Below are 26,711 nucleotides of genomic sequence, written 5' to 3'. Positions count from 1 at the left end.
TTAAGGTTTCTAAGCGGTGCGACACCGGTCATAGGTGGTAAGTCAGCGTGCCACGGTACTGCATGTTGCTTTCTTTCCAGCCGGCCTGCCGACTTTGTTGCCTGGAGGCGTCCAGCATCCAGTCGACCTGGGCAAGCCGGTTGGGGGCCGGGGTGTCCTGGCGGGGGAAACGAATTCGGTAGCCCGGCTCTGCGGCCAGGGTATAGACCGGCGCCGGCAGGGAGGACGCGAGCAGCGAACCGGGGAAAGAGTACGCTCTGGGCAGCAGCAGCGGCAACTTGCCGGGCGCTTTGCGGCGCGCTTCGGCCGGTGCCCGATACACATGATCATAGGGGGAAAGCGCCGGCTCCGCCAGCAGCGGCAGGCTGCTCAGCGCGCTGGGGGTGGGCTTGGATGACGCCACGCATAGCTGTTGGCCGGAGACCGAACCGGTCCAGCAGAAAAGAGCAATCAGCATGGCAAACAACCAGCGCATTTATTCGCGTCCCGCCCCCGCAGCAATGGGTAAAAAAGTGGGCTAACTCTACCAAAATAGCACGATTGGCAACAGGGAAATCTACGTTGCCGACGGTGAAATAGTACACGGCAAACGGCGGTTCCGGCATCGATTCAGCGGATTTTACATTACCTGACATAAGCCGACGGTTTTTGACCGCCGTGGCTATTTCGGCTCGTGGCTCACGCCGTCCAGATGCACCACCGGGTTCTCGGCGAACAGATAGCGGTCGGCGTTGTATTCGAAGTCGTCGCTGGTGGCGTTGAACAGCATCTGCTTGGTGTTCTCCAGGTGCTGCCACATGGCCAGTTTGGCGGCGTAAGGATCTTTGCGCATCAGCGCCTTGAGGATCTGATCGTGATCGTCGCACCAGCTGGCGATCGAGCGTTCGTCGATATGCTCGTGCAGTTTCTTCCAGTAAGGGTTGTTGACCCGCTGCACCCACATTTTTTCCACGATGGTGGCCATGGCGGTGTTCTGGGTGGCCAGCGCCACCTGCACGTGGAACTTCAGATCCCACTGCGAGTCGCGGAAACGGTCTTCTTTGCGGGCGTGCTCCTGGATCTCCATCAGTTGCACGATATCCTGCTTGGTCACCTGGGTGGCGGCGAATTCGGCGATGTTGCTTTCTATCAGCTGGCGCGCCTGCAGCAGCTCAAACGGGCCGGCGGTGGCGAACTCGATGCTGTCGCCCGGCACCACCAGGTGCTTTTGCTGGTTGGACACCACGTGGATCCCGGATCCCTTGCGCACGTCCACATAGCCTTCCACTTCCAGCATGATGATCGCCTCGCGCACCACGGTGCGGCTGACATTCATCTCTTCGGCGATGTATCGCTCGGCCGGCAGCTTGTCGCCTACCGGGTAACGGCCGCTTTCGATGCGTTGCTTCAGCTCGGCGGCCAGTTGCTGATACAGGCGTCTGGTTTCAGTGAATTCCATAGTGAATGCTCTATACGGTGCGGTGGGAAGGGGCGCGTGGCCATCGGATTTGTTATACCACTTATTCGGCACCGCTGCCAGAGGAGCAAGGGGCCCGGCGCAGCGGCCGGGCGGGGGATCAGCTGCGCGCCGGGGCAGGCTGCAGCGCGGCCGGCTGCGGTTCGGCGGCCGGGCGGTTTTGCAGCACCGTCCAGATGACGATGGCGCCGAGAATGTCGAAGACCGACAGCGCGGCGAACAGCGGGCTGAAGCCGAGGGTGTCTGCCAGGGCGCCGACCACCAGGGCGAACAGCGTGCTGGCGGTCCAGGCCGCCATGCCGGTCAGCCCGTTGGCGGTCGCCACCTCATTGCGGCCGAACACGTCGGAAGAGAGGGTGATCAACGCGCCGGACAGCGCCTGATGGGCGAAGCCGCCGACGCACAGCAGCGCGATAGCCGCGTAAGGGCTGGTGAACAGGCCGATCATGCCGGGGCCGATCATCAACACCGCTCCCATCGTCACCACCAGCTTGCGCGAGACGATCAGGTTGACCTTGAAATACTTCTGGAACAGCGGCGGCAGATAACCGCCGACGATGCAGCCGAGATCGGCGAACAGCATCGGCATCCAGGCGAACATGGCGATCTCTTTCAGGTTAAAACCGTAGGCCTTGAACATGAACAGCGGGATCCAGGCGTTGAAGGTGCCCCACGCCGGCTCCGCCAGAAAGCGCGGCAGCGCGATGCCCCAGAACTGGCGGTTGCGCACGATCTGCCAGGCGGACATCTTTTTGGCGTTAGAGGTCTGGTGCTGCGCTTCCTGGCCTTCGAGGATGTAACGGCGTTCTTCCTGGCTCAGTTTCTTCTGATCTTTCGGGTGTTTGTAGAACAGCAGCCAGCAGATGGCCCAGATCAGGCTCAGCACGCCGGTGATGATGAACGCCATCTCCCAGCTGTGCGCGACGATGGCCCATACCACCAGCGGCGGGGCGATCATGCCGCCGATCGACGAGCCCACGTTGAAATAGCCGACGGCGATCGAACGCTCTTTGGCCGGAAACCATTCGCTGCTGGCCTTCAGCCCGGCGGGGATCATCGCCGCTTCCGCCATGCCGACCGCGCCGCGCGCCAACGCCAGCCCGCCCCAACTGTTGGCCAACGCGGTGCCCATGCAGAACAGTGCCCACAGAATGGCGAACATGGCGTAGCCGACCTTGGTGCCCAGCACGTCCAGCACGTAGCCCGCCACCGGTTGCATCACGGTGTAGCACGCGGAGTAGGCGGCGACGATATAGGAATACTGTTGGGTGGTGATGTGCAGCGTATCTTCCAGCGTCGGCGCCGCCACGGCGATGGCGTTGCGGGTCAGGTAACCCAGCACGGTGCCGATGGTCACCAGTCCGATCATGTACCAGCGTAACCCTTTAATTTTACGCATCCGAAGTGTCTCCCCGTTTGAAGGTGTGGCCGTCGATGCGGCTGGCGAGACAATAACCTGTCATACAGGTTTAAAAGTTGAGTGATATCACAAAAGGAATTATTCGCCTGAGCAATACTGTGGCCGGTGAAATAGGGCATTTTTGCCGGTAAATTGAGCGAAAAAGGGCGTAGAGAGAGGATGAACGGCAGACCTCGGGAAAAATTTGCTGGACGCTAGCAAAAATTGGTGTGATAACTTTTGTGATTCGAACCCCGTGCCTCACGGCAAGTAAGGAGCCCGAGATGGCGACGTTTTTAAGCGAAGATTTCCTGCTGGACAGTGAATTTGCCCGGCGCTTGTATCACGACTACGCGGCGCAGCAGCCGATTTTCGATTACCACTGCCATTTGCCGCCGCAGCAGATCGCGGAGAATACCCGCTTCAGCAACCTGTACGATATCTGGCTGCGGGGCGATCACTACAAATGGCGGGCGATGCGCACCAACGGCGTGGCGGAGCGGTTATGCACCGGCGATGCGGGCGATCGCGAGAAATTCGACGCCTGGGCCGCCACGGTGCCGCACACCATCGGCAACCCGCTCTATCACTGGACGCATCTGGAGCTGCGCCGCCCGTTCGGCATCACGGATATGCTGTTGTCGCCGGCCACGGCGGATGAAATCTGGCAGCGCGGCAATGCGCTGTTGGCGCAGGATGCGTTTCGCGCGCGCGGCATCATGCAGCAAATGAACGTGAAAATGGTCGGCACCACCGACGATCCGATCGACGATCTGCGTCATCATCGGGCGATCGCCGACGATCGCAGTTTCGCTATCAAAGTGCTGCCGAGCTGGCGGCCGGACAAGGCTTTCACCATCGATGCGCCCGGCTTCAACGACTATCTGCGGCAGTTGGAGGCGGCGGCGGACACCGCTATCGGCCGCTTTAGCGCGCTGTGCGACGCCCTGTACAAGCGCATGGATCACTTTGCCGCCCACGGCTGCAAGGTGGCCGATCATGCGCTGGACGTGGTGGTGTTCGGCGAGGCCGATGAAGCGGCGCTGGATGCGATCCTGCTGCGCCGCCTGAACGGCGAGCTGCCGACGCCGGAACAGAGCGCCCAGTTCAAAAGCGCGGTGCTGCTGTTTTTGGCCGGCGAATACCGGCGTCGCGGCTGGGTGCAGCAGTATCACATCGGCGCGCTGCGCAATAACAACAGCCGCATGTTGGCCGCCGTCGGGCCGGATATCGGCTTCGACTCGATCAACGACCGGCCGCTGGCGGAACCGCTGTCGCGGCTGCTGGATGCTCAGGCGCGGCAGGGCGGTCTGCCGAAAACCATTCTCTATTGCCTCAATCCGCGCGATAACGAAGTGATCGGCACCATGATCGGCAATTTTCAGGGGGAAGGCACGCCGGGCAAGATGCAGTTCGGCTCCGGCTGGTGGTTCAACGATCAGAAGGACGGCATGCAGCGCCAAATGACGCAGCTGGCCCAGCTCGGGCTGCTGAGCCGCTTCGTCGGCATGCTGACCGACAGCCGCAGCTTCTTGTCTTATACGCGCCATGAATACTTCCGCCGCATCCTTTGCCAGATGATCGGCCGCTGGGTGGCGGACGGCGAAGCGCCGGCGGATATCGCGCTGCTGGGCGAGATGGTGAAAAACATCTGTTTCGACAACGCCAAAAACTATTTCGCCATTGAACTGGCGTAGCCGTTATCCGGGACCGGTTTATGCAAAGTACGATAAAGATTCACGAGCAGGATAACGTGGCGGTGGCGCTGCGCGATCTGGCTGCCGGAGAGCGCGTTGAGCTGGAAGGCGCGGTCGTCAAACTGGCGCAGCCGGTGGCGCGCGGGCACAAGTTTGCGCTCGGCCCGATCGCCGAGGGTGAAGACATCATCAAATATGGCCAGCCGATCGGCCATGCGCTCGCGGCCATTGCGCCTGGGGAGCATATTCATTCGCAAAACGTCAAAACCAACCTGAGCGATCTGGACAGCTACCGTTACCAGCCGCAGTTCCCGACGCTGCCGCCGCAGGCGGCGGATCGCGAGGTGCGGCTGTACCGACGGGCCAACGGCGAAGTGGGGATCCGCAACGAGCTGTGGATCGTGCCGACCGTCGGCTGCGTCAACGGTATCGCTCGCCAGATCCAGCAGCGCTTTTTGCAGCAAACACAGGCGGACGGGATCGACGGCGTGCATCTGTTCAGCCACCCGTTCGGCTGCTCGCAGCTGGGGCAGGATCATGCCAACACCCGCATCATGCTGCAAAACCTGGCGCGCCATCCCAACGCCGGCGCAGTGCTGGTGATCGGGCTGGGTTGCGAGAACAATCAGGTGGATGCTTTTCGCGCCACGCTGGGGATAGGGGACGAGCGGCGGTTGCGCTTTATGGTGTGCCAACAGCAGGACGATGAAGTGGAGGCCGGGCTGGCGCTGTTGCACGAGCTGTATCGGGAGATGCGCCACGATCGCCGCGAGCCGGGCCGCCTGAGCGAGCTGAAGTTCGGCCTGGAATGCGGCGGTTCGGACGGGCTGTCGGGCATTACCGCCAACCCGCTGCTGGGGCGCTTTTCCGACTATGCGATCGCCAACGGCGGCACCACGGTGCTGACCGAAGTGCCGGAGATGTTCGGCGCCGAGTGCATTCTGATGAGCCGCTGCCGCGATGGAGAAACCTTCGACAAAACCGTCGACATGATCAACGATTTCAAACGCTATTTCATCGCCCATCAGCAGCCGATTTATGAGAATCCGTCGCCGGGCAACAAGGCCGGCGGCATCACCACGCTGGAGGAGAAGTCGCTTGGCTGCACCCAAAAGGCGGGGCTAAGCCAGGTGGTGGACGTGCTGAAATACGGCGAGCGGCTGCGCGTGCCGGGGCTGAATCTGCTCAGCGCGCCGGGCAACGACGCGGTGGCGACCAGCGCGCTGGCCGGCGCCGGCTGTCATATGGTGCTGTTCAGCACCGGGCGCGGTACGCCGTACGGCGGCTTTGTGCCGACGGTGAAGCTGGCGACCAACAGCGAGCTGGCGGCGAAGAAACCGCACTGGATCGATTTTGACGCCGGCAGCCTGGTTCACGGCGTGGCGATGGAGACGCTGCTCAGCCGCTTCATCGATCTGATTGTCGAGATTGCCAACGGGCGTCCGGCGCGTAATGAAACCAACGACTTTCGCGAGCTGGCGATCTTTAAAAGCGGGGTGACGCTGTAAAGCTGACAAAAAAGGCGCTCGAGGGAGCGCCTTTTTATGAAGCAACGCGCGATTAACGCACCTTCAGCGGGTCTTCGTTCGCCAGCCGCTGGTCTTCCGCCTGGCAGGCGGCGGCGGTGAACAGCACGTCGGTGGAGGAGTTGAGGGCGGTTTCCGCCGAATCCTGCAGTACGCCGATGATAAAGCCGACCGCCACCACCTGCATCGCCACGTCATTCGGAATGCCGAACATGTTGCACGCCAGCGGGATCAGCAGCAGCGAGCCGCCGGCCACGCCGGAGGCGCCGCAGGCGCACAGGGCGGCCACCACGCTCAGCAGCAGGGCGGTCGGGACGTCCACCGCGATGCCCAGCGTGTTTACCGCCGCCAGCGTCAGCACGGTGATGGTGATCGCCGCGCCGGCCATGTTGATGGTGGCGCCCAGCGGGATGGAAACCGAGTAGGTGTCCTCATTCAGGTTCAGCTTTTTGCACAGCTCCATGTTCACCGGGATGTTGGCGGCGGAGCTGCGGGTGAAGAAGGCGGTCACGCCGCTCTCGCGCAGGCAGGCGAACACCAGCGGATACGGGTTGCGGCGGATCTTCCAGTACACGATCAGCGGGTTGAGCACCAGCGCTACCAGCAGCATGCAGCCGATTAACACCATCAGCAGTTGCGCATAGCCCCACAGCGCGCCGAAGCCGGTTTCCGCCAGCGTGGAGGCCACCAGGCCGAAGATGCCGAGCGGCGCACAGCGGATCACCGCGCGCACCACCAGCGTGACCGCATGGGACATGTCGTTGATCAGCCCCTTGGTGGTTTCGGAAGCGTGGCGCAGCGCCAGCCCCAGCCCGACGGCCCACGCCAGAATGCCGATGTAGTTGGCGTTAATCAGCGCATGGAACGGGTTGGCCACCACGCTCATCAACAGGCCCTTCATCACGTCCACGATGCCGCCTGGCGGGGTGATGTCGGTTGCGCCGGTGGTCAGCGCCAGCGTGGAAGGGAAGATAAAGCTGACGACGACCGCCACCAGCGCCGCAGCGAAGGTGCCCAGCAGGTAGAGGAACAGGATGGGGCGAATGTTGGTTTTCTGCCCCTGTTTATGGTTGGCGATCGAGGCCATCACCAGTATCAGCACCAGCAGTGGCGCTACCGCCTTCAGCGCGCCGACGAACAGGGTGCCGAGCAGGCCGACGGCCGCCGCGGCCGCCGGCGAAACCAGCGCCACCAGAATGCCGGCCACCAGGCCGACCATGATTTGTTTAACCAGGCTGCCCTGAGTCATCCTTTGTAGTAGTTTTTGCATAGTGCTTCTCTTCCTGATGTTATCTGGCCGCCGCGGCGGGAACGACGCCGGGCAGCTTTATATGATTCTGTAACTAAGTGTGTTTGCCGAATCAGTATTCAGTAATCGAATGATGTTGGAAAGAGGCGAGGGTGAAATTCTGAGCGCGGATCAACACTTGATAACATACTGGTTACATTTGTGTGATCGTAATAACGTTTGGCGTTTTGGGGGAATTGCCAAACAATCGCGGGGCGACTAGCGCCCCGGATAACAGATTATGGTTATTTCTTCGCCAGGCGATCGTTGCGGCGATTGACCCAGGCGTTGATCAGCAAGGTGAGCGTCAGGATGCCCGCCACCACGCCGAGCGAGATACCGATCGGGATGTGGAAGAAGTCGATTATCAGCATCTTGATACCGATAAACACCAGGATCACCGACAGGCCGTATTTCAGCATCGAGAAACGTTCCGCCACGTTGGCCAGCAGGAAGTACATGGCGCGCAGGCCCATGATGGCGAACAGGTTAGAGGTCAGCACGATGAACGGGTCGGTGGTCACGGCGAAAATCGCCGGGATGCTGTCCACCGCGAAAATCACGTCGCTCAGTTCCACCAGGATCAGCACCAGCACCAGCGGGGTGGCGAACAGGATGCCGTTGCGGCGCACGAAGAAACGCTCGCCTTCCAGGCTGTCGGTCATGCGCAGGCGGCTGCGCAGCCATTTCACCAGCGGCTTGTCGCCGATTGCCGAGTCGTCTTCCTTCGCCAGCGCCATCTTGATACCGGTGAACAGCAGGAAAGCGCCGAACAGATACAGCAGCCACTGGAACTGGCTGACCAGCCAACTGCCGGCGAAGATCATGATGGTACGCAGCACGATCGCCCCCAACACGCCGTAGATCAGCACCCGCCGCTGCAGGTTGGCCGGCACGGCGAAGTAGCTGAACAGCATCAGCCAGACGAACACGTTATCCACCGCCAGCGCTTTTTCGATCAGGTAGCCGGTCAGGAAGGCCAGCGCCTGGGTATCGGCGACGGCGCGCCCGGCGGTTTCATTCAGGTAGTACCAGAAACCGAAATTGAACAGCAGAGAGAGGCTGACCCACACCAGCGACCAACTGGCGGCCTGCTTCAGGGTCATGGTGTGCGCGCCTTTACGGCCCTGCAACAGGAGGTCGATTGCGAGCATCACGACTATGACGGCGGCGAAGCTGCCCCATAACCACGGTGTGCCAACGGAATTCATCATCAGAGGTATCCTTCAAAAACAAAAACGGCCAACGTCGGAAGACGCCAGCCGCTCTGTGAACGCTGCAAGCAAACCTCGCCTTCCGGCAAGGTCTCACTTACAACGTTGATGAAGGTGGTTATACCTTTGACATCAGGTTGCCCGGTAACCGGATGCTTGCGCATCGTAATGACGATTGACCGGCAATGAAGTTACTCCCCTTTGCAGAGCAGAAAGTAATGCAAAATGTGTCGGCGGTCAACGTGAATCGCGTTAGCCGGCCAACGCTTTTTGCGCGCCCAGGCTGACGACGAATCCCTGCAGCAGCAGGCGGCTGAACGGCGTGTCGCTAACCTGTTGTTGTTGCTGCTGATAGCGGGCCTGCTGCTCGGGATGCAGCTCGCCGAGCCACTGCAGATACTGGCCCATCACCGCGCCGTTGAATTCCGGGTGGAACTGGGTGGTCAGGGCATGATCGCCATAGCGCAGGATCTGGTGCGCGTCCTGCTGCGAACGCGCCAGCGTCTGCGCGCCGGCGGGCGGCGTCAGCACGCTCTGCGAGTGGATCAGGTTGGCTTTGAAGCGCGGCGGCAGCAGGGTGAGCCGCCGGTCTTCGGCCGCGGCGGGCAGCAGTTCGATCTCCAGCGTGCCCACCTCCATGCCCTGCGGGTGGTAGCCCACTTCGCCGCCGAGCGCGTAGGCCAACAGCTGGTGGCCGTAGCAGACGCCGAACAGCGGCAGTTTGATCGCCATAGCCTGGCGCAGCCACTCGGCCGCAGCCTCGCTCCACGGCAGCTGTTCGGTCACCATCGCCGGCGAGCCGGTGATGACCACGCCGCAATAGGCGGCCGGCGGCAACGGCTGCTCGCCGGCGGGCAAGTGTACGATGTGCGCGCGTTCGGCGTCGATATTGCCCTGTTGCAGGAACATGCCATCAAAGTTGGCCAATTCCTGACGAATGGCCTGCGGCGCGTCGCCGGTTTGCATCACGAGCAGCGGTTTCATCTCATTCTCCGTCGGCGGGGAAGACGACGCCGGTCTGGCGGCGGATATCGGTCAGCAGGCGGGCGACGATCAGCGAATTCTCCAGCCCCGGATGTTCCACTCGGTGATTTTCCACCAGCTCGGCGAAGGCCAGCGCTTCATACAGCATGGTGTTGATGTGCTGCGGCTGGCTCAGATCCTGGCGGTTGCCGCCGCGCGGCGTCAGCGCCACGCCCTGACACTCGGAAATCTTGTCGATAATCAGCGTGCCTTCCTCTCCCTGGATCTCGCTGGGGATCGCCGAGTCGCTGACCTTGGAATGGGAAAGCGTGACGTCGAAATCGCCGTAGTTCAGGCAGACGGTGCCGTGGGCGTCCACGCCGGTCTCCAACAGCGTGGCGCTGGCGAGCACCGACTGCGGCGCGCCGAACAGCGCCACCGCGCTGGCCAGGCAGTAGTAGCCGATATCCATGATGGAGCCGTTGGAGAACTGCGGGTTAAACGTGTTGGGGTTCTCGCCGGCCAGGTAGCGCGGGTAGCGCGAAGAGTATTGGCAGTAGTTGATGAAGGCTTTGCGCAGCCGGCCGACTTTCGGCAATGCCTGCTGCAGCGCCAGAAAATTCGGCAGATAGGCGCTTTTGAACGCTTCGAACAGCACCACCTGATTTTCCCGCGCGCAGGCCGCCAGCTGTTCCGCTTCGCGCTGGTTGGAGGCCAGCGGTTTTTCGCAGATCACGTGCTTTTTATGGCGCAGGAACAGCAGCGATTGCGGGCAGTGCAGGGAGTTGGGGCTGGCGATATACACCGCGTCTATGGCATCGGACTGGGCCATTGCCTCGAGCGAGTCGAAAAACTGCGTGACCTGATAGTTGGCGCCAAACGCCTGCGCCTGTTCCAGGGAGCGTGAATACACGGCGCTCAGCTTGAGTTTGCCGCTTTCATGGGCGGCATCGATAAAACGTTCCGTAATCCAGTTGGTGCCGACGACGGCAAAGCGAATCATGGCGAACTCCGGTCCAGGCTTAAAACCGCAGATTATCACGCCCTCATTCGCTATGCATACAGCTCGCCGAACAGCGAAAGGTGCGTCAGATACAGCCGGGTATCGAACTCCAACTGGTGGTAATCAGGTTCCATATGGCAACACAGGCTGTAGAACGCCTTGTTGTGATCTTTCTCTTTCAGGTGCGCCAGCTCATGCACCACGATCATGCGCAGGAACGGTTCGGGCGCGACCTTGAACACCGTCGCCACGCGAATTTCCGCCTTGGCTTTCAGCTTGCCGCCCTGCACGCGGGAGATGGCGGTGTGCAGGCCCAGCGCGTGCTTCATGACGTGGATCTTGCTGTCGTAGGCCACCTTGCTCAGCGGCTGGGCGTTGCGCAGATACTGGTTTTTCAGATCGACGGTAAACTGATACAGCGATTTGTCGGTGGTGCAGTCGTGCACCTGCGGATAGCGCTGCAGCAGCACGTCTCCCAGCCGGTTCTGGTGGATCAATTGCTGCACCTGACTTTGCAGATGCGCCGGGTAGCCTTGCAGGTAGGCGAGTTCGATGTCATGCATGAGTGATATTGCGTCCCAGTATTTCTTTAATTGGCCGCAGCCGCACACGCTGCGCATCGGCCTGTCTGGCTTCCCAGCGATCGTGTGCCGCCTGCAGGTTTAGCCAAAAGTCGGCGGTCGTTTCGAACAGATCGGCAAACAGATTGGCCTCGGCAACGCTCATGCGTCGATGCCCGTTGCACAGGCGATTGACGGTGGCGCGGGTGACGCCCAATACCTTTGCCAGTTCTTCTTGGCCGATGCCTAACGGCGTTAAATATTCTTCCTGCAGCACTTCTCCCACCGTGGTGGGTTCGCGAGTCGTGGTTTCCAACATAGGTTCCCCCTCGTTCAGGTATCTTGGTGAGGATCGAGGTAAATTTTTTCGGCGGCATCATGCCGCCACTGGAACATCAGCCGCCAGTGCATATTGACGCGCAGACTCGACCATCCCTGAAATGGCCCGGATAGCCGCTTGTAATAGTTACCCTTGGGGTGATGCAAATCACGCTCTTGCTGCGCGGCGGCTAACATATCGAGCTTTCTGGCCAACTGCCGCTCGAGCGCGCCGGGGATAAGACGGCTGCGCCTGCCTTCCAGATAGAACTGCTCCAGATAGCGATCGCGGAAAGATTTAATCATGCTTTCCCCCTTCCATAGGGACTGGCAGTGTAACATTTAAAGTTACACCCCGTCAGGTTAAAAAAAACATCGGCATGGGTGCTCGGGAGGGAAAGGTTAATGTTGTTGAAGGAGAAAAGGGGCGCAGGTTTTCAGATACGCGGCGCAATACGCAATTTATCCGAAAAAACATTTTACTGACGGGCGTTTTTAGGGGATAAACAGCCCAAATTTTATCAGTCAGGAGGGGCAATGAGCCAACTCGATCTGGGAACACAGCAACTTGAGCTGGAGCGTTATCCCCAACAGGAAGAATCCACCCAGCTGCAGGCGTGGGAAGCGGCGGACGAATACCTGCTGCAACAGCTTGAAAACGTAGATATCGGCGGCCACCCGGTGCTGATTTTCAACGATAACTTCGGCACCCTGGCCTGTGCGCTGCACGCGCATCGCCCTTACAGCGTCAGCGACTCGTACATGAGCCAGCTGGCGACGCGTCACAACCTGAAGCTCAACGGATTGGATCCTGAACAGGTCACCCTGTTGGACAGCCTGGCCGAGCTGCCGGCGGCGCCGGCGGTGGTGCTGATTCGCGTGCCGAAGGCGCTGGCGCTGCTGGAGCAGCAGCTGCGCGCGCTGCGCCACGTTGTGACCGAAGACACGCTGATCGTCGCCGGCGCCAAGGCGCGCGACGTGCATACCTCGACGATGCAGCTGTTTGAAAAGGTGCTGGGCCCGACGCGCACCAGCCTGGCGTGGAAGAAGGCGCGCCTGATTTTCTGCCAGGCGGCGGACATCGTCCCGCCGGCGGCGGCGGAAACCACCAACTGGACGCTGGACGGCAACGATTGGCTGATCCACAACCACGCCAACGTCTTCTCGCGCGGCAGCCTGGATATCGGCGCGCGCCTGTTCCTGGATCATCTGCCGCGCGGCCTGAACGGCCATATCGTCGATCTGGGCTGCGGCAACGGCGTGATTGGCCTGACGGCGCTGGCGCAGAATCCGGACGCGCAGGTGACTTTCGTCGATGAATCCTACATGGCGGTGGCCTCCAGCGAGCTGAACGTGGAGCACAACCTGCCGCAAGAGCTGGACCGCTGCCAGTTTGAGGTGAACAACGCGCTGGCGGGCATCGAGCGCGAAAGCGTGCAGGCGGTGCTGTGCAACCCGCCGTTCCACCAGCAACACGCCATTACCGATCACACCGCCTGGCAGATGTTCTGCGACGCCAAGCGCTGCCTGCAAGTGGGCGGCGAACTGCGCATCGTCGGCAACCGTCACCTCGACTACCATCAGAAACTCAAGCGTCTGTTCGGCAACTGCACGCTGGTGGCCTCGAACAAGAAGTTCGTGATCCTTCGAGCGGTGAAATCCGGCGCGCGTCGCTGAGAATCAATAACAAGGGGCGCGGTGCGCCCCTTTTTTACAGCGCCATCGCCAGCCGCGTGCCCTGATCGATCGCGCGGCGGGCGTCCAGCTCGGCGGCCACGTCGGCGCCGCCGATCAGATGCACGGTTTTCCCCATCGCCAGCAGCGGCTGCTGCAGTTCGCGGCGCGGTTCCTGCCCGGCGCAAATGACCACCGTGTCCACCGGCAGGCAGCTGTCTTGCTCGGCGCGGGTGATGTGCAGCCCTTCGTCGTCGATCAGCCGATAGCTGACGCTATTGAGCATCTTCACGCCGCGCATCGCCAGGCTGGCGCGGTGGATCCAACCGGTGGTTTTCCCCAGGCCTTCGCCCACCTTGCTGGTTTTGCGCTGCAACAGGTAGATCTGCCGGGCGGCGCGTGGTGCCTGCGGGCCTTGCGCCGCCAGCCCGCCGCGCTGTTCAAGGCGGCCGTCGATGCCCCATTCGCGGTTGAATTCCGCCTGATCCAGGCTGCTGGAGACGCCGTGCTGGCTAAGGTACTCGGCGGTGTCGAAGCCGATGCCGCCGGCGCCGATGATCGCCACCCGCTGGCCGACCGGTTTTTTATCGCGCAGCACATCCAGATAGCTCAGCACCTTGGCGTGCCCGATGCCGGGAATATCCGGGGTGCGCGGCACGATGCCGCAGGCGAGGATCACCTCATCGAATTCGCTTAAATCCGCCGCCTCGACTTTGGTGCCCAGTTTGACCGTCACTTCACGCAGCGCCAGCTGGCGGCGGAAGTAACGCAGGGTTTCATGGAACTCTTCCTTGCCGGGGATCTGCTTGGCGATGTTGAACTGGCCGCCGATCTGCTCGGCGGCGTCGAACAGCGTTACCTGATGACCACGGCTGGCGGCGGTGGTGGCAAACGCCAGCCCGGCGGGGCCGGCGCCGACCACCGCCAGTTTTTTCGGCTTTTCCGCCATCGTCAGCGGCATTTCGGTTTCACGGCAGGCGCGCGGGTTGACCAGACAGGAAGTCAGCTTGCCTTCAAAGATCTGGTCGAGGCAGGCCTGGTTGCAACCGATGCAGGTATTGATCTCGTCGGCGCGCCCCTCGGCGGCTTTTTGCACAAAGGCGGCGTCGGCGAGGAACGGACGCGCCATCGACACCATGTCGGCGCAGCCGTCCGCCAGCACCTGCTCGGCCACCGCCGGATCGTTGATACGGTTGGTGGTGATCAGCGGGATGCTGACCTTGCCCATCAGCTTGCGGGTCACCCAGCTGAATCCGGCGCGCGGTACCATGGTGGCGATGGTCGGGATGCGCGCTTCGTGCCAGCCGATGCCGGTATTGATGATCGTGGCGCCTGCCTGTTCGACCGCCAGCGCCAGCTGCTCGATCTCCTGCCAGCTGGAGCCGTCTTCCACCAGATCGAGCATCGACAGCCGGTAGATAAGAATGAATTCCGGGCCCACCGCCTGGCGTACCGCCCTGACGGTTTCGACGGCGAAGCGCATGCGGTTGGTGAAGCTGCCGCCCCATTGGTCGTCGCGCTGATTGGTGCGCGTCGTCAAGAATTGGTTGATCAGATAACCCTCGGATCCCATCACCTCAACGCCGTCATAGCCGGCCTGCTGCGCCAGCGCCGCGCAGCGGGCGAAGTCGGCGATAGTCTGCTCGATCTCCGCTGCGCTGAGCGCGCTCGGCGTAAACGGGTTGATCGGCGCCTGCAGCGCGGAAGGGGCCACCAGCTTGGGTTGATAGCTGTAGCGGCCGGTGTGCAGGATCTGCAGCGCAATTTTGCCGCCCGCCCGGTGGACGGCTTCAGTCACCGGGCGGTGGTGAGGCAATTGCTCCTCGCTGTTGAGGATCGAACCGCCGCGAAACACCACGCCCTGTTCGTTCGGGGCAATGCCGCCGGTGACGATCAGCGCCACGCCGGCGGCGGCGCGCTCGGCATAGAACGCGGCCAGGCGCTGCGGGCCGTCGGGCAGCTCTTCCAGGCCGGTATGCATCGATCCCATCAGCACCCGGTTTTTCAGGGTGGTGAAGCCGAGATCCAGCGGCGCCAGCAGGTGAGGGTAATTGCTCATTGCACTCTCCATCGGGTGAAATCGGGGCCCGTTGTTATAATTATGTGAACACAAGTGGTCGGATGAGATAAATCTAGCCGTTGTCGCGCCGCTTGGGAATCTGCGTTGCGCCGAATGTGATAGATGTCATGAATCTCAGACTCTGTTTGCATAACGAACAAAAGATCGGTTAGCCTTTACGCGTTGTAAATTCCTTCTCTCTGCGGAGCCATTACCGAAAATGAACACCCACACCTGTTGATATCGTGTCCCACGCTGTGCGCTCTCGCGCCCTGTGGGGATGTTTTGATCTCATTCAGGAGTGCTTATGGCTCATTCAGCGCAGTCCCCTTATTTCGTTTTACATCAACTGACCTGCCAATTTGCTGACGGCGAAACGCTGTTCGGCCCGCTGGATCTTGCTTTCGACCGGCAGCGCTGCGGCCTGGTAGGGCGCAATGGCGTCGGCAAAACCCAGCTGCTGCGCCTGATCGCCGGGCTGGATCAACCGGGCAACGGGCACGTCGAATCTCATGCCGCAGTAGCTTACGTTGCACAGCAACCGGAGATCGCCGCGGACACCACGCTGGCCCAGCTGTTGGGCTATGGCGAGGCGTTCGCCGCGCTGGCGCGTCTCGAGCAGGGGCGGCCGCTGGCGGACGATATCGATCGTCTGGAAGGGCGATGGGATCTCCACGATCGCCTGCAAAACGCCTTCGCCGCCGCCGGGCTGCCGGCCTTCGATCCGTTGCGATCCGCCAGTTCGCTGAGCGGCGGCGAGCGGATGCGCGCGGCGCTGTGCGGTGCCTTGCTCGGCGAGGCGGATTTTCTGCTGCTGGACGAACCGACCAACCACCTCGACAGCGTCGGGCGCGCCTGGCTGTATCAGCAGCTGGATCAGTGGCGGGGCGGGTTGCTGATCGCCAGCCATGACCGGCAGTTGCTGGCGCGCATGGAGCGCATCGTCGAACTGACGCCCAGCGCGCTGCGCAGCTACGGCGGCAACTATGATGACTACCGGCGCCAGCGCGATACGGAGCAGCAGGCGGCGCGCGCCGATCTGGAGCATGCGCGCGAGGAGCGCCGCCGCACCCGCGCCCGCCAACAGAAAGAGCACGACATGAGCCAGCGGCGCTCGGCGCAAACGCTGCGCGTCGTCGATACGCTGAATATCGCCTCTTTCGAGCGGGTGGCCTACAAGTCGGCGGCGAAAGAGAGCCTCGGCACGCTGCGCAAACAGCATCAGGATCGGCGCGACAGCCTCGATGCGGCGGTGCGCGAAGCCTACCAGCGGGTGGAAGAGGAACCGCCGGTGTTGCTGGCGCTGCCGGGCAGCGAAGTGAACGCGAACAAGCAGGTGCTGGTGCTCGAGCGGCTGCAGCTGCCGTTCGTCAGCGCGCCGCCGCTCGATCTGCGTATCGACGGCCCGATGCGCGTGGCGTTGACCGGCCCCAACGGCTGCGGCAAATCCACTTTGCTGAAGACTATTCTCGGCCGGCTGGCGGCGCTTTCCGGCCATTGTCATTGTCCGCTGTCGACCGCCTACCTCGATCAAACCCTGTCGCAGCTCGACCCGGGCCTGTCGGTGATGGAGCATCTGGGGCTACAGGATTCGCCGTTGGCGGAAGGCGCGTTGCGCACCCGGTTGGCGAAGTTGCAGCTTGGCGCGGATCGCATCGCGCTGCCGCTGGGCTCGCTGAGCGGCGGCGAACGGCTCAAGGCGGCGTTGGCCTGCGCGCTGTGGCGACAGAAACCGGCGCAGCTGCTGTTGCTCGACGAGCCGACCAACCACCTGGATCTGGCGTCGTCGCTAGCGATCGAAACCGCCCTGGCGGATTTCCCTGGCGCGATGCTGGTGGTGTCGCACGACGAAGACTTCCTGCAGGCGCTGCGGCCAACGCACCGCCTGCACCGGCAGGCGGACGGCTGGTGGCTTCAGGCCTGGTGAGGCAGGTGGGCGGCGCTCTGACTTAGTGCGGGGCGTTGATGCACGCCAGCAGTTGGGTAAAGGCGGCGGCCATCTGCTCTTCCGGCACGCAGGCAAAACCCATCAGCAGGCCGCGCCGCCGATTGGGCAGCATGTAGTAGCGCGACAGCGGCCGCACCAGCACCCCTTGCGCGCCGGCGGCGGCGGCGATCGCCACGTCGTCGGCCTCGTCCGGCAGGTTGAGGATCAGGTGCAATCCGGCGTTGCTGTTGAACTCGCTGAGCGCCTGTTTGCCGAGGTGCCGTTCGATCAATCCGGTCAGGAAGGCGCGCCGCCGGGCGTACAGCAACCGCATGCGGCGGATGTGCGCGGTGTAGTGCCCCGCCTGAATAAACTCCGCCAGCGCGCTCTGGATCAGCAGGTGCCCGCCGCGATAGAGCTCGGCGTGGGCGGTTTTCAGCGCCTGCACCAGCGGCGGCGGTAACACCACATAGCCGAGGCGCAGCGCCGGGTAGAGTGTTTTGCTGAAGGTGCCGATGTAGATCACCGGCGCGTCGGCTTCCAGCCCTTGCAGCGCCGGGATCGGTTGGCCGGAAAAGCGGAATTCGCTGTCGTAGTCGTCCTCGACGATCCAACCGCCGGCGTTGCGCGCCAGCGCCAGCAGTCGTTGGCGGCGCGCCAGGCTCATCACCGAGCCGAGCGGATACTGGTGCGACGGGGTGACGAAGATCAGCCGCGGTGGGTTGGTCGGCTGCTCCGGCGGCACCAGCCCGGCTTCGTCCACCGCCAGCGGGCAGATGTTTAGCGCATTGATGCGCAGGATATTGCGGATCCCCCAATAGCCCGGCTCTTCGATCCAGGCGTCATCCCCCGGATTGCACAACATGCGCGTCACCAGATCGATCGCCTGATGGATGCCCTCAGTGATCAGGATCTGTTCCGGCGAACAGCGCACCGAGCGCGCCACCCGTAAATACTCCACCAACGCATGCTGCAGCTCCGGGCTGCCGCCCTGATTGCTGTAGGTCAGCCGCTGCGGCGTCGGGCGGCGGCTGAGGCGCGCCTGGATCTTGCTGAACAGCTGATGGGGAAAGGCGTTGACGTCAGGGACGCCGGGAATGAACGCCCCCCACTGTTTGGGGCTGGCGCTGGCGTGGTGCAGCAGCGTGGCGCCGCGCTCCGACAGTTCGACGCGCCGCGGTTGCCCGCTGCCGTCCGCCGGAGCGCCGCCGGTGGAGAGGCAGCTGTCCGGCACCGTGTCGGCGACGAAGGTGCCGCTGCCGGCGCGCGCCGACACGTAGCCTTCCGCCAGCAGTTGTTCATAAACGGTTAACACGGTGTTGCGGGACAGGCTGAGCTCCTGCGCCAGATCGCGTGAGGCGGGCAGGCGGCTGGAGGGCGGCAGGCTGCCGTCGAGAATGCTGGTGCGGATCGCGTTGTAAAGCCGCTTGTGCAGCTTGTCATCGGGCTGTTCGCCGAGGCGCTGCAGCAACAGATCACCACTCAATGAGCGCAATTGGATCCCTCAATTATTCGTAACTGGCACTCGATTATAGGGCCACATCCTGTGTAAATAAACGGCATTGTTTCACGAATGTGAACGAAACGTGTAACTGGCACCGACCGGAGAGAACAGCATGAAAAACGCAGAATTGAACCAACGCCGTCAGGACGCCACCCCGCGCGGAGTGGGCGTGATGTGTGGTTTTTACGCCGAGCGCGCAGAGAACGCCACGCTGTGGGATGTGGAAGGCAAAGAAGTGATCGACTTTGCTTCGGGGATCGCCGTGCTGAACACCGGGCACCGTCACCCGAAGGTGATCGCCGCAATTGAAAAGCAGCTGCAGGCCTTCACCCACACCGCCTATCAGATCGTTCCTTACGAAAGCTATGTTTCTTTGGCGGAGCGCATCAACCAGCGCGCGCCGATCGCCGGTCCGTGTAAAACCGCTTTCTTCACCACCGGCGCGGAAGCGGTGGAAAACGCGGTGAAGATCGCCCGCGCTTACACCGGCCGTCCGGGCTTGATCACCTTCGGCGGCGGCTTCCACGGCCGCACCTATATGACCATGGCGCTGACCGGCAAAGTGGCGCCTTACAAACTGGGCTTTGGCCCATTCCCCGGCTCGGTGTTCCACGGCCAGTACCCGAACGCGCTGTACGGCGTGACCACCGAAGACGCGATGAACAGCCTGGATCGCCTGTTTAAAGCGGATATCGATCCCAAGCAGGTGGCGGCCATTGTGCTGGAGCCGGTGCAGGGCGAGGGCGGTTTCAACGTGGCGCCGGCCGATTTCATGCAGGCGCTGCGCACGCTGTGCGACCAGCACGGCATCCTGCTGATCGCCGACGAAGTGCAGACCGGCTTCGCCCGTACCGGCAAGCTGTTCGCCATGGAGCACTACAGCGTTAAGCCCGATTTGATCACTATGGCGAAAAGCCTGGCGGGCGGCATGCCGCTGTCGGCGGTGGCGGGCCGCGCCGAGGTGATGGACGCGCCGGCGCCGGGCGGGCTGGGCGGCACCTATGCCGGTAACCCGCTGGCGGTGGCCGCCGCGCACGCGGTGCTGGACGTGATCGACGAAGAGCAGCTGTGCCAGCGCGCTCAGCGCTTGGGTCAGCACCTGGTGGAAGTGTTGCAGCAGGCGCGCAAAACCAGCCCGGCGATCGCCGATGTGCGCGCGCAGGGATCGATGGTGGCGGTGGAGTTCAACGATCCGGTTACCGGCAAGCCTTCGGCGGAGATCACCCGTCAGGTGCAGCAGAAGGCGATGGAGGAAGGGCTGCTGCTGTTGAGCTGCGGCGTGAACGGCAACGTGATCCGCTTCCTCTACCCGCTGACCATCCCGGACGATCAGTTCACCAAGGCGATGGGCATTCTGTCCCGCGCGCTGGCCCACTAAGGAGCGATCGGCATGAAATTGAATAATCCCGAGCTGTTGCGCAGCCAGTGTCTGATCAACGGCGAGTGGTGCGATGCCCTGAGCGGCAAACGTGAAGCGGTGATCAACCCGGCCACCGGCGTCGAACTGGCCAGCATTCCGCTGGTCAGCGAAGAGGAAACCCAGCAGGCGATCGCGGCGGCGCAGCGGGCGCAAAACGACTGGAAACAGCTGACCGCCAAGCAGCGTTCCGCGCTGCTGTTGGCCTGGGCCGACAAGGTGCTGGCCGCACAGGAAGATCTGGCGCAGCTGATGACTGCCGAGCAGGGCAAATCGCTGGCGGAAGCGCGCGGCGAAGTGGCGTACGCCGCGTCGTTCATCACCTGGTTCGCCGAAGAGGCCAAGCGGGTGGACGGCGCGGTATTGCAGGCGCCGCAGGCTTCGCAGCGTCTGGTGGTGGTGAAGCAGCCGATCGGCGTGTGCGCGGCCATCACCCCGTGGAATTTCCCGGCGGCGATGATCACCCGCAAGGTGGCGCCGGCGCTGGCGGCCGGTTGCGCCATCATCGTCAAACCGGCCGAGCAAACGCCGCTGACCGCGCTGGCGCTGGCCAAGCTGGCACAGGACGCCGGCATTCCCGCCGGCGTGTTGCAGGTGGTGACCGGCGAAGCGGCGCAGGTGGGCAGAGTGCTGTGCGACAGCCCGGTGGTGCGCAAGCTGAGCTTTACCGGTTCGACCGAGGTCGGCCGCATCCTGATGGCGCAGTGCGCGCCGAGCATCAAGAAACTGTCGCTGGAGCTGGGCGGCAATGCGCCGGTCATCGTGTTTGACGACGCCAATCTGGACGCGGCGGTGGCGGGCATCATGGCCTCCAAATTCCGCAACAGCGGCCAGACCTGCGTGTGCGCCAACCGTATCTACGTGCAGGACGGCATCTACGAGCGGCTGGCGGAGAAACTGGTGGCGGCGGTCGAGCAGTTGAAAGTGGGAGACGGCAGCCAGGAAGGCACCACCCAGGGGCCGCTGATCGACAGCGATGCGGTGGCGAAGGTGCAGAGCCATATCGACGACGCGCTGATCAAAGGGGCGCAGATCGCCACCGGTGGCCAGCCGCACGCGCTGGGCGGCACCTTCTTCCAGCCAACGGTGGTGACCGGCGTAACGCAGAAGATGCGCTTCGCCAAAGAAGAGACCTTCGGGCCGGTGGCGCCGCTGTTCCGCTTCCATGACGAGGCAGAAGCCATCGCCATGGCCAACGACACCGAATTCGGCCTGGCCGCCTACCTGTTCACGCAGAACGCCGCGCGCCAGTGGCGCGTGCCGGAGGCGCTGGAGTACGGCATGGTCGGCATCAACACCGGGCTGATTTCCAACGAAGTGGCGCCGTTCGGCGGCGTGAAACAGTCAGGGCTCGGGCGTGAAGGATCGCGCTACGGGATAGAAGAATATCTGGAGCTGAAATACCTGTGTATCGATGTGAGCTGTTGAGCGTCAGGACGTTAACCCATCCCGGCGGCCAGCGTCGCCGGGCGATAAAGGATGATGCATGTCTGATAATATCTCTGTTTCTCCGGCGCTTGCCGCCGGGGTGCGAGCACCTGCACCCGCCAAATCGTTAAGTTTCCTCGAAGGGGTGGCGATGATCGTCGGCACCAACATCGGCGCCGGGGTGCTCTCCATCGCCTACGCCTCCAGCAAGGCCGGCTTTCTGCCGCTGCTGTTCTGGCTGGTGCTGGTGGGAAGCCTGACCACCATCACCATGCTGTACGTTGCCGAATCCACGCTGCGCACCCGCGCGCATCTGCAGCTGAGCGGGCTGGCGAAGCGCTACGTCGGCGGCCTGGGCGCCTGGCTGATGTTCGCTTCGGTATGCGTCAACAGCGTTGGGGCGCTCACCGCCTACATGACCGGCAGCGGCAAGCTGCTGCAATCGCTGTTCGGCATCTCGCCGGCGCTGGGCAGCCTGCTGTTCTTCGTGCCCGCCGCCGGCGTGCTGTACCTCGGTTTGAAAGCGATTGGCCGCGGCGAGAAGTTCATCAGCATCGGCATGGTGGTGATGTTGACCGCCCTGGTGGCGGCGACGCTGCTGAAAGACACCACCCAGATGCGCAACCTGTTGGACGGCGACTGGCGCTATATGGTGCCGGTGTTCAACGTGGTGGTGTTCTGCTTCTCGGCGCAGTACATCGTGCCGGAAATGGCGCGCGGCTTTGCCGACAAACCGGAGCAACTGCCGAAGGCGATCATTGTCGGCATGGTGGTGACGTTCATTTTGCTGGCGGCGGTGCCGATGTCGGTGATTGCGCTCAGCGGGCTGAATGACATCTCCGACGTGGCCACCATTTCCTGGGGCCAGGCGCTGGGGCAGTGGGCGTTCTTCTCCGCCAACATCTTTGCGCTGTGCGCGATGCTGACCTCGTACTGGGGATTGGGCGGCAGCTTCCTGACCAATATTTTCGACAAGTTCCGGCTGGGCAACGACGAGCTGCCGCTGCGCCGCTTCGGCGTGCTGCTGCTGGTGGTGGTGCCGCCGTTCGCGCTGGCCTACAGCGGGCTGGTGTCGTTCGTCAACGCGCTCTACTTCGCCGGGGTGTTCAGCGGGGTGATCCTGTCGATCATGCCGATGCTGATCCTGCGTGGCGCGCGCAAACACGGCGACCAAACCCCACGCTGGCAGTGTAACTGGATCACGCATCCGCTGCTGCAGATCAGCATTGTGTTGCTGTACCTGGCCAGCGCGGTGTACGCCATCGCTTCATTGTTAGGCTATCTGCCCTCTGGATGGTGATTTGCCTTCCCTCAAGCAGTGATGTTGTTTCTCGGCATTGAGAACGGCGGCGTCGTGGCCGCCGATTTTTTTCTCACGCGCGCCGCTTTTCCGACAACGCCAGCCAGGCCTGCACCGACGGGCGCTGCCACTGCTTGTGCGCATAGTGGCGCACGCGCTCCGGCACCGGATCGCCGTGCATCACCAGCCGGTTGAGCATCAGCGCCAGATCGGTGTCGGCGATGCACCACTCCCTGAACAGATTGTCCTGCCCGTGGCTCAGCAGCTTTTCCACGGCGGCGATCAGCTTGCGCGCGGCCTCCTGCGCGGCTTCGGACAGCGGCGGGAACTTGCCGTTGTTGAACACCACTTCGGTCGAACGCTCGGCGCGGATCGGCAGCAGATCGCTGCGCAGCCAGGCCTGGATCTCGCGCGCCTTGGCGCGCAGCTTCACGTCGCGCGGGTATACGGCGTGGGCCGGGTGGATGTCTTCCAGGTATTCGGCGATCGCCGAAGACTCCGAGAGCTGGAACTCGCCGATCGCCAGCGTCGGCACCCGGCGGGTGAGCGACAGCGCCGCGTAGGCCGCCTCTTTGTTCTCTTCTTTCGCCAGGTCCACCGGCTTCACGGTGAACGGAATGCCTTTTTCCGTCAGCACGACAAAGGCGGACATGGCGTACGGGCTGAAAAATTCACTGTCGGTGTAAAGCTCGGTGATCGGTTGAGACATCGGCGGTTCCTCGGGGTTAAGGGGGGAACATTCATCATTGTTGAGGGGAGGCTAAAAATCAATCTGTTAGCCTAAAAGTTCTTTTATGACGCGGCGGACGGCGGCGCTGGCGCGACGTGATATATTTGTTGCCAACACGTGAATTGGGCCGTATCGGGTAACATGAAAACGCAGTGGATAGAACGGGTAAGAGTGGGAGTTGCGCGCCTGTGGCCGCACCCGCTGGCGGTGGGCAAGCGAGAGATGCTGATTTCCAGCGTCGGCGCCGGTTTGGGGCTGATGCTCGCCGGCTGGATCAGCCACTTTATTTTGGGTGAGGTGAACCTGTGGTTTATCGCGCCGATGGGCGCTTCGGCGGTGCTGCTGTTCGGCGTGCCCAACAGCCCGCTGGCGCAGCCCTGGTCGATCGTCGGCGGCAATGCGCTGGCGGCGACGGTGGGCGTCAGCGCCGGTCTGCTGATCCCCGATCCGGGCCTGGCCTGCGGCGTGGCGGCGGCGGTGGCCATCGGCCTGATGTTCAAGCTGCGCTGCCTGCATCCGCCGGGCGGCGCGGTGGCGCTGACCGCCATCCTCGGCGGCCCCGGCATTCACCAGATGGGCTATCACTTTGTGCTGTACCCGGTGCTGCTGAACTCGGTGCTGCTGGCGGCGCTGGCCATTCTGTTCAATAACCTGGCCGGGCGACGCTACCCGCACGCGCTGGCGCCGGCGGAGGCCAAGCCGGCCAATCTGCCGATCGATGCTGTTGCCATCACCCGCGCCGATCTGCACGAGGCGCTGATGGAGGGAGATCTGTTCGATATCGACGAGGACGATCTGCAGGAGATCCTGCTGCGCGCCGAGCAGTTGGCGCATCAGCGGCAAAGCAAGATCGCCTGATCAGCCCAGCGTTTTGCGGTAAAACACCACCCGTTCCGTTTCGGCAAAGCCCAGCGCCGCATGCAGGCGTTGGGAGTCCAGATTAGCGATGTCGGTATCCGATGCCAGTTCGCTGCACCCCTGTTGCTTCGCCCACTCCTGCACCTGTGCGATCAGGCGCGCGGCCCAGCCCTGGCGGCGAGCGCGCTCGACGGTATAAATCCCTTCCAAAAACGCCACCGGCGACGATTCGCAGCCGTTGACGTAATCGTAGCGCAGCGCGATCTCGGCAAAGCCCACGAAATCGCCGCCCAGTCCCCGCGCCATAAACGCGGTGTGGTGCGGCGAAGCCAATATTTCGCGCATCTCCGCGCGGTGTTCTTCCAACGGGCAGGTGGGCCACAGCGCCGAGCGCAGCGCCAGCCAGGCGTCGAGGTTGTCGTGGTCGCAGTTGACGATCATGCGGGGTCCTTATGAGTCGGAATAAATCAGGTATGCCGAGAGGGAAGTGTGGCACGGCGGCGGGAAACAAAAAAGCCATCCCGGACAGGATGGCTTGCGACAAAGATGGCGGCTTCACCGTGACCGTGGCGCGTACAGGCGATAGCTATTAAATCGGATGCAGTCATAGTCGATATCGCCATCGGATTGGAAACCTAGGCGGAATATCGCTTTAATTCTTTACCCAAGTGGGAGGGAGCAGGATGGTAATGGATTCGAAGCCCATCGGGTTAAAAGCGCGGTCCACAATTTCGTTATAAATATGCTTTCCCAACCCCCAATAATCGGGATGGAGCACTAAGGCTAAGTCAGCGTCCCCATTTTCATCTTGCAGGCCACCCCAGCCGACGAACTTGCCGTCTAGCATAAATGCCCAGGGGCCGTAGCCGTGTTCATCCCATTGAGATTCTTTACCTTTTACCCATTCCAGACATGCAGCGTCATCGAAGCTTGTGTCCCCCAGCGGCATTTGTCGCAAAACTAATGGGTGAGTATTTAGGGCAACGATCTCACTGCGATCGATGGCGCTGAGGCGGATAAATTCAAGTTTCATGACCTAATTCGCTCGTTGTTATGGGGTTTTGCATGATTCAGCCAAGCGTGGATTTGTAAGCATGTCACTGGCGGTGCGGCGGCAAACGGCGGCTGACATTGCGAAAAAACTGCACGCCAGTCAGCAACAGCGCATTAAGTGACAGCAGGCACCAGACGGCCCCCGTATGTCGCACGAAAGCACCAGTCGGTGTGAAGCAAGAAAGATCGTATTAAGCGTGAAATGTTCGCCAAACTGCGCACTAACCGCTTTAGACAGTGTGGCGATGGTGGAGTCATAGTGTGGGTACATCACTGTGCCCTCAAAGACCGGCCAAATCGTCACAGTCGGGATGTGCAGTACGACTATCGCTCTCTGCTGAGATTCAGTCACGAGGAAGTGATGCTGATGGAGGGAGTAATCTTACAGTATTTTTACTAAGATCATTTATTAATTATCTGCTGCCGATTAAACATTAGCAGCAGATAAAAATATATTCACATGCTCAAATGTGCGCCTTGTGGATGTTAAAGGTCACTCTATTTTTTTTATCAAAAAGAACAAGATCCAAACCCTGAATGCCCCATTCAAATTTATATCTTTCTGGAGGGGAATATGGACTTTGAGCATAAAGCTCATTTGCAAAATTTCTTTCTTCCGCCTTCTGATCATATTCTCGGATGATTGCAGCATAACGATCGGCAAGCATGATAATATTTACAGGGTGCCCGGATGATGTTATCGGGTTATTCATGTACACTGTGCCCGGTTTCATTCCGAATGTGGTATGCTTTTCATGTAGGGCCCACATTCTTTCACGCTCCTCAGACATGCCATTCAAAATATCGGGTTTATCAAATACGCTATGATCAAATATCCCAACTGCATGAAACTGGTCGCGAGAAACGAAGGCGAAAAGAACACTATTTGTCCTTACTCCCAAGCCTGTACTTTGGATATTCATGCTTAAATGAAAATGATGAAAACCTTTCGTATTTAATAAATGGTCTTTGTCTTCCCATGAATCAACTTCTCCATTACGAATTCTTTCAACAGGAGTGTAACCATACTTATGCGCGCGCAATGAAAGATGAGGGTACAAGTCTTCACCTTTTCTCACCTTATCCAATAACCCATGAATACCAGACTTTAGTTCCTTCCATCTTTTATCACTCGTTACCTCTGGAGATATATTAACTTTCCTTCTGCGCGGAGGCACGATTCTTGTTTTCCAGTGAAGGTAAGCGATTAAAACTCCATTTAAACTTAGATTTTCTAGTTCAGTGCGTATTGATTTTTCATTTGGAAAAAAAGGTAGTTCATTTATAAGTTTTTCTTTTAATTGACGTATTTTTCTAGATTCTTCCATTTTTCAATC

The 26,711-nt window shown here is 61.4% G+C and carries 24 protein-coding genes and 1 pseudogene; 9 read left to right on the top strand and 16 right to left on the bottom strand.

Translation table 11 applies throughout. The features are described from left to right. Positions 1 to 28: 28 nt before the first annotated feature. From EDY99_RS18260 to EDY99_RS18250, 3 genes are all read right to left on the bottom strand, one after another. On the bottom strand, positions 29 to 475 hold the full coding sequence (locus tag EDY99_RS18260; RefSeq protein WP_033644524.1) for a hypothetical protein: 447 nt from the start codon (positions 473 to 475) through the stop codon (positions 29 to 31). 186 nt (positions 476 to 661) lie between these two features. Next, positions 662 to 1,438, bottom strand: coding sequence for a transcriptional regulator ExuR (gene exuR / locus EDY99_RS18255; RefSeq protein ID WP_033636102.1), 777 nt, complete (start codon positions 1,436 to 1,438; stop codon positions 662 to 664). 118 nt (positions 1,439 to 1,556) lie between these two features. Beyond that, complete coding sequence (locus tag EDY99_RS18250; RefSeq protein WP_033651266.1) at positions 1,557 to 2,855, bottom strand: MFS transporter; 1,299 nt, start codon at positions 2,853 to 2,855, stop codon at positions 1,557 to 1,559. 284 nt (positions 2,856 to 3,139) lie between these two features. On the opposite strand from EDY99_RS18250, the gene uxaC reads away from it, so the two are divergent. Next, the gene (gene uxaC / locus EDY99_RS18245; RefSeq protein ID WP_033644528.1) at positions 3,140 to 4,552 is read left to right on the top strand and encodes a glucuronate isomerase; all 1,413 of its coding nucleotides are present in this window, start codon (positions 3,140 to 3,142) and stop codon (positions 4,550 to 4,552) included. A 20-nt stretch (positions 4,553 to 4,572) separates the two neighbouring features. Then, a complete protein-coding gene (locus EDY99_RS18240; RefSeq protein WP_060660214.1) occupies positions 4,573 to 6,060 on the top strand; it encodes a UxaA family hydrolase in 1,488 nt (495 codons plus the stop codon). A gap of 52 nt (positions 6,061 to 6,112) precedes the next feature. Here the strand turns inward: EDY99_RS18240 and sstT are convergent, their stop codons facing one another. The 7 genes from sstT to EDY99_RS18205 form a co-directional block, all read right to left on the bottom strand. Next, positions 6,113 to 7,348 carry a serine/threonine transporter SstT gene (sstT, locus tag EDY99_RS18235; protein ID WP_028128305.1) on the bottom strand — a complete coding sequence of 412 codons (1,236 nt, stop codon included), beginning with the start codon at positions 7,346 to 7,348 and terminating at the stop codon, positions 6,113 to 6,115. A 263-nt stretch (positions 7,349 to 7,611) separates the two neighbouring features. Further along, positions 7,612 to 8,580, bottom strand: a complete 969-nt coding sequence (locus tag EDY99_RS18230; protein ID WP_025304345.1) for a TerC family protein — start codon at positions 8,578 to 8,580, stop codon at positions 7,612 to 7,614. A 252-nt stretch (positions 8,581 to 8,832) separates the two neighbouring features. Next, positions 8,833 to 9,564 (bottom strand): glutamine amidotransferase, encoded by a 732-nt coding sequence (locus tag EDY99_RS18225; protein ID WP_096242615.1) that lies wholly within the window; start codon positions 9,562 to 9,564, stop codon positions 8,833 to 8,835. Position 9,565: 1 nt separating this feature from the next. Then, positions 9,566 to 10,546, bottom strand: coding sequence for a Gfo/Idh/MocA family protein (locus EDY99_RS18220; protein ID WP_046897262.1), 981 nt, complete (start codon positions 10,544 to 10,546; stop codon positions 9,566 to 9,568). A gap of 50 nt (positions 10,547 to 10,596) precedes the next feature. After that, positions 10,597 to 11,109 carry a M48 family metallopeptidase gene (locus EDY99_RS18215; RefSeq protein ID WP_042785417.1) on the bottom strand — a complete coding sequence of 171 codons (513 nt, stop codon included), beginning with the start codon at positions 11,107 to 11,109 and terminating at the stop codon, positions 10,597 to 10,599. Beyond that, a complete protein-coding gene (locus EDY99_RS18210; protein WP_015379150.1) occupies positions 11,102 to 11,425 on the bottom strand; it encodes a HigA family addiction module antitoxin in 324 nt (107 codons plus the stop codon). The genes EDY99_RS18215 and EDY99_RS18210 overlap by 8 nt, the downstream gene beginning before the upstream one ends. A gap of 14 nt (positions 11,426 to 11,439) precedes the next feature. Then, positions 11,440 to 11,730, bottom strand: a complete 291-nt coding sequence (locus EDY99_RS18205; RefSeq protein ID WP_042785415.1) for a type II toxin-antitoxin system RelE/ParE family toxin — start codon at positions 11,728 to 11,730, stop codon at positions 11,440 to 11,442. A gap of 231 nt (positions 11,731 to 11,961) precedes the next feature. On the opposite strand from EDY99_RS18205, the gene rlmG reads away from it, so the two are divergent. Then, positions 11,962 to 13,101 (top strand): 23S rRNA (guanine(1835)-N(2))-methyltransferase RlmG, encoded by a 1,140-nt coding sequence (gene rlmG / locus EDY99_RS18200; RefSeq protein ID WP_122016771.1) that lies wholly within the window; start codon positions 11,962 to 11,964, stop codon positions 13,099 to 13,101. A gap of 34 nt (positions 13,102 to 13,135) precedes the next feature. Here the strand turns inward: rlmG and EDY99_RS18195 are convergent, their stop codons facing one another. Then, positions 13,136 to 15,157, bottom strand: a complete 2,022-nt coding sequence (locus tag EDY99_RS18195; RefSeq protein WP_122016772.1) for an NADPH-dependent 2,4-dienoyl-CoA reductase — start codon at positions 15,155 to 15,157, stop codon at positions 13,136 to 13,138. A gap of 307 nt (positions 15,158 to 15,464) precedes the next feature. Between EDY99_RS18195 and EDY99_RS18190 the strand changes: the two genes are divergently transcribed. Continuing rightward, positions 15,465 to 17,084, top strand: coding sequence for an ABC-F family ATP-binding cassette domain-containing protein (locus EDY99_RS18190; protein ID WP_123061983.1), 1,620 nt, complete (start codon positions 15,465 to 15,467; stop codon positions 17,082 to 17,084). A gap of 22 nt (positions 17,085 to 17,106) precedes the next feature. Here EDY99_RS18190 and EDY99_RS18185 read toward each other — a convergent pair whose 3' ends face one another. Beyond that, entirely contained in the window at positions 17,107 to 18,579 is a 1,473-nt protein-coding gene (locus tag EDY99_RS18185) for a PLP-dependent aminotransferase family protein (RefSeq protein WP_033644537.1), read from the bottom strand. Positions 18,580 to 18,700: 121 nt separating this feature from the next. On the opposite strand from EDY99_RS18185, the gene EDY99_RS18180 reads away from it, so the two are divergent. From EDY99_RS18180 to EDY99_RS18170, 3 genes are read left to right on the top strand one after another with little or no spacing between them, the layout of a single operon-like run. Further along, complete coding sequence (locus EDY99_RS18180; RefSeq protein ID WP_047026542.1) at positions 18,701 to 19,966, top strand: 4-aminobutyrate--2-oxoglutarate transaminase; 1,266 nt, start codon at positions 18,701 to 18,703, stop codon at positions 19,964 to 19,966. 12 nt (positions 19,967 to 19,978) lie between these two features. Next, positions 19,979 to 21,433 (top strand): NAD-dependent succinate-semialdehyde dehydrogenase, encoded by a 1,455-nt coding sequence (locus tag EDY99_RS18175; RefSeq protein ID WP_123061982.1) that lies wholly within the window; start codon positions 19,979 to 19,981, stop codon positions 21,431 to 21,433. 58 nt (positions 21,434 to 21,491) lie between these two features. Further along, complete coding sequence (locus EDY99_RS18170; protein WP_103101387.1) at positions 21,492 to 22,733, top strand: amino acid permease; 1,242 nt, start codon at positions 21,492 to 21,494, stop codon at positions 22,731 to 22,733. A 73-nt stretch (positions 22,734 to 22,806) separates the two neighbouring features. Here EDY99_RS18170 and yfcF read toward each other — a convergent pair whose 3' ends face one another. Continuing rightward, positions 22,807 to 23,442, bottom strand: a complete 636-nt coding sequence (yfcF, locus tag EDY99_RS18165) for a glutathione transferase (RefSeq protein WP_004937171.1) — start codon at positions 23,440 to 23,442, stop codon at positions 22,807 to 22,809. Between the two features lie 162 nt (positions 23,443 to 23,604). Between yfcF and EDY99_RS18160 the strand changes: the two genes are divergently transcribed. Beyond that, positions 23,605 to 24,321: an HPP family protein gene (locus EDY99_RS18160; RefSeq protein WP_123061981.1), complete on the top strand. Its 717-nt coding sequence runs from the start codon at positions 23,605 to 23,607 to the stop codon at positions 24,319 to 24,321. Here the strand turns inward: EDY99_RS18160 and aac(6') are convergent, their stop codons facing one another. Both aac(6') and EDY99_RS18150 read right to left on the bottom strand, forming a co-directional pair. Then, positions 24,322 to 24,762, bottom strand: coding sequence for an aminoglycoside 6'-N-acetyltransferase (aac(6'), locus tag EDY99_RS18155; protein WP_123061980.1), 441 nt, complete (start codon positions 24,760 to 24,762; stop codon positions 24,322 to 24,324). It abuts the gene before it with no gap. Positions 24,763 to 24,973: 211 nt separating this feature from the next. Further along, positions 24,974 to 25,354, bottom strand: coding sequence for a GNAT family N-acetyltransferase (locus EDY99_RS18150; RefSeq protein WP_232094650.1), 381 nt, complete (start codon positions 25,352 to 25,354; stop codon positions 24,974 to 24,976). Positions 25,355 to 25,415: 61 nt separating this feature from the next. On the opposite strand from EDY99_RS18150, the pseudogene EDY99_RS24855 reads away from it, so the two are divergent. Beyond that, positions 25,416 to 25,774: pseudogene (locus EDY99_RS24855) on the top strand (phage virion morphogenesis protein). A 64-nt stretch (positions 25,775 to 25,838) separates the two neighbouring features. On the opposite strand, the gene EDY99_RS24680 reads toward EDY99_RS24855, so the two are convergent. Next, entirely contained in the window at positions 25,839 to 26,702 is an 864-nt protein-coding gene (locus tag EDY99_RS24680) for a hypothetical protein (protein WP_164489283.1), read from the bottom strand. Between the last annotated feature and the right edge of the window lie 9 nt (positions 26,703 to 26,711).

This window comes from Serratia sp. LS-1 (genome assembly GCF_003719595.1).
In the GTDB taxonomy this organism is placed as follows: Bacteria; Pseudomonadota; Gammaproteobacteria; order Enterobacterales; family Enterobacteriaceae; genus Serratia; species Serratia ureilytica.
Note: the sequence above shows the minus strand (reverse complement) of the source record. Positions and strands in the feature narration are given on the sequence as shown.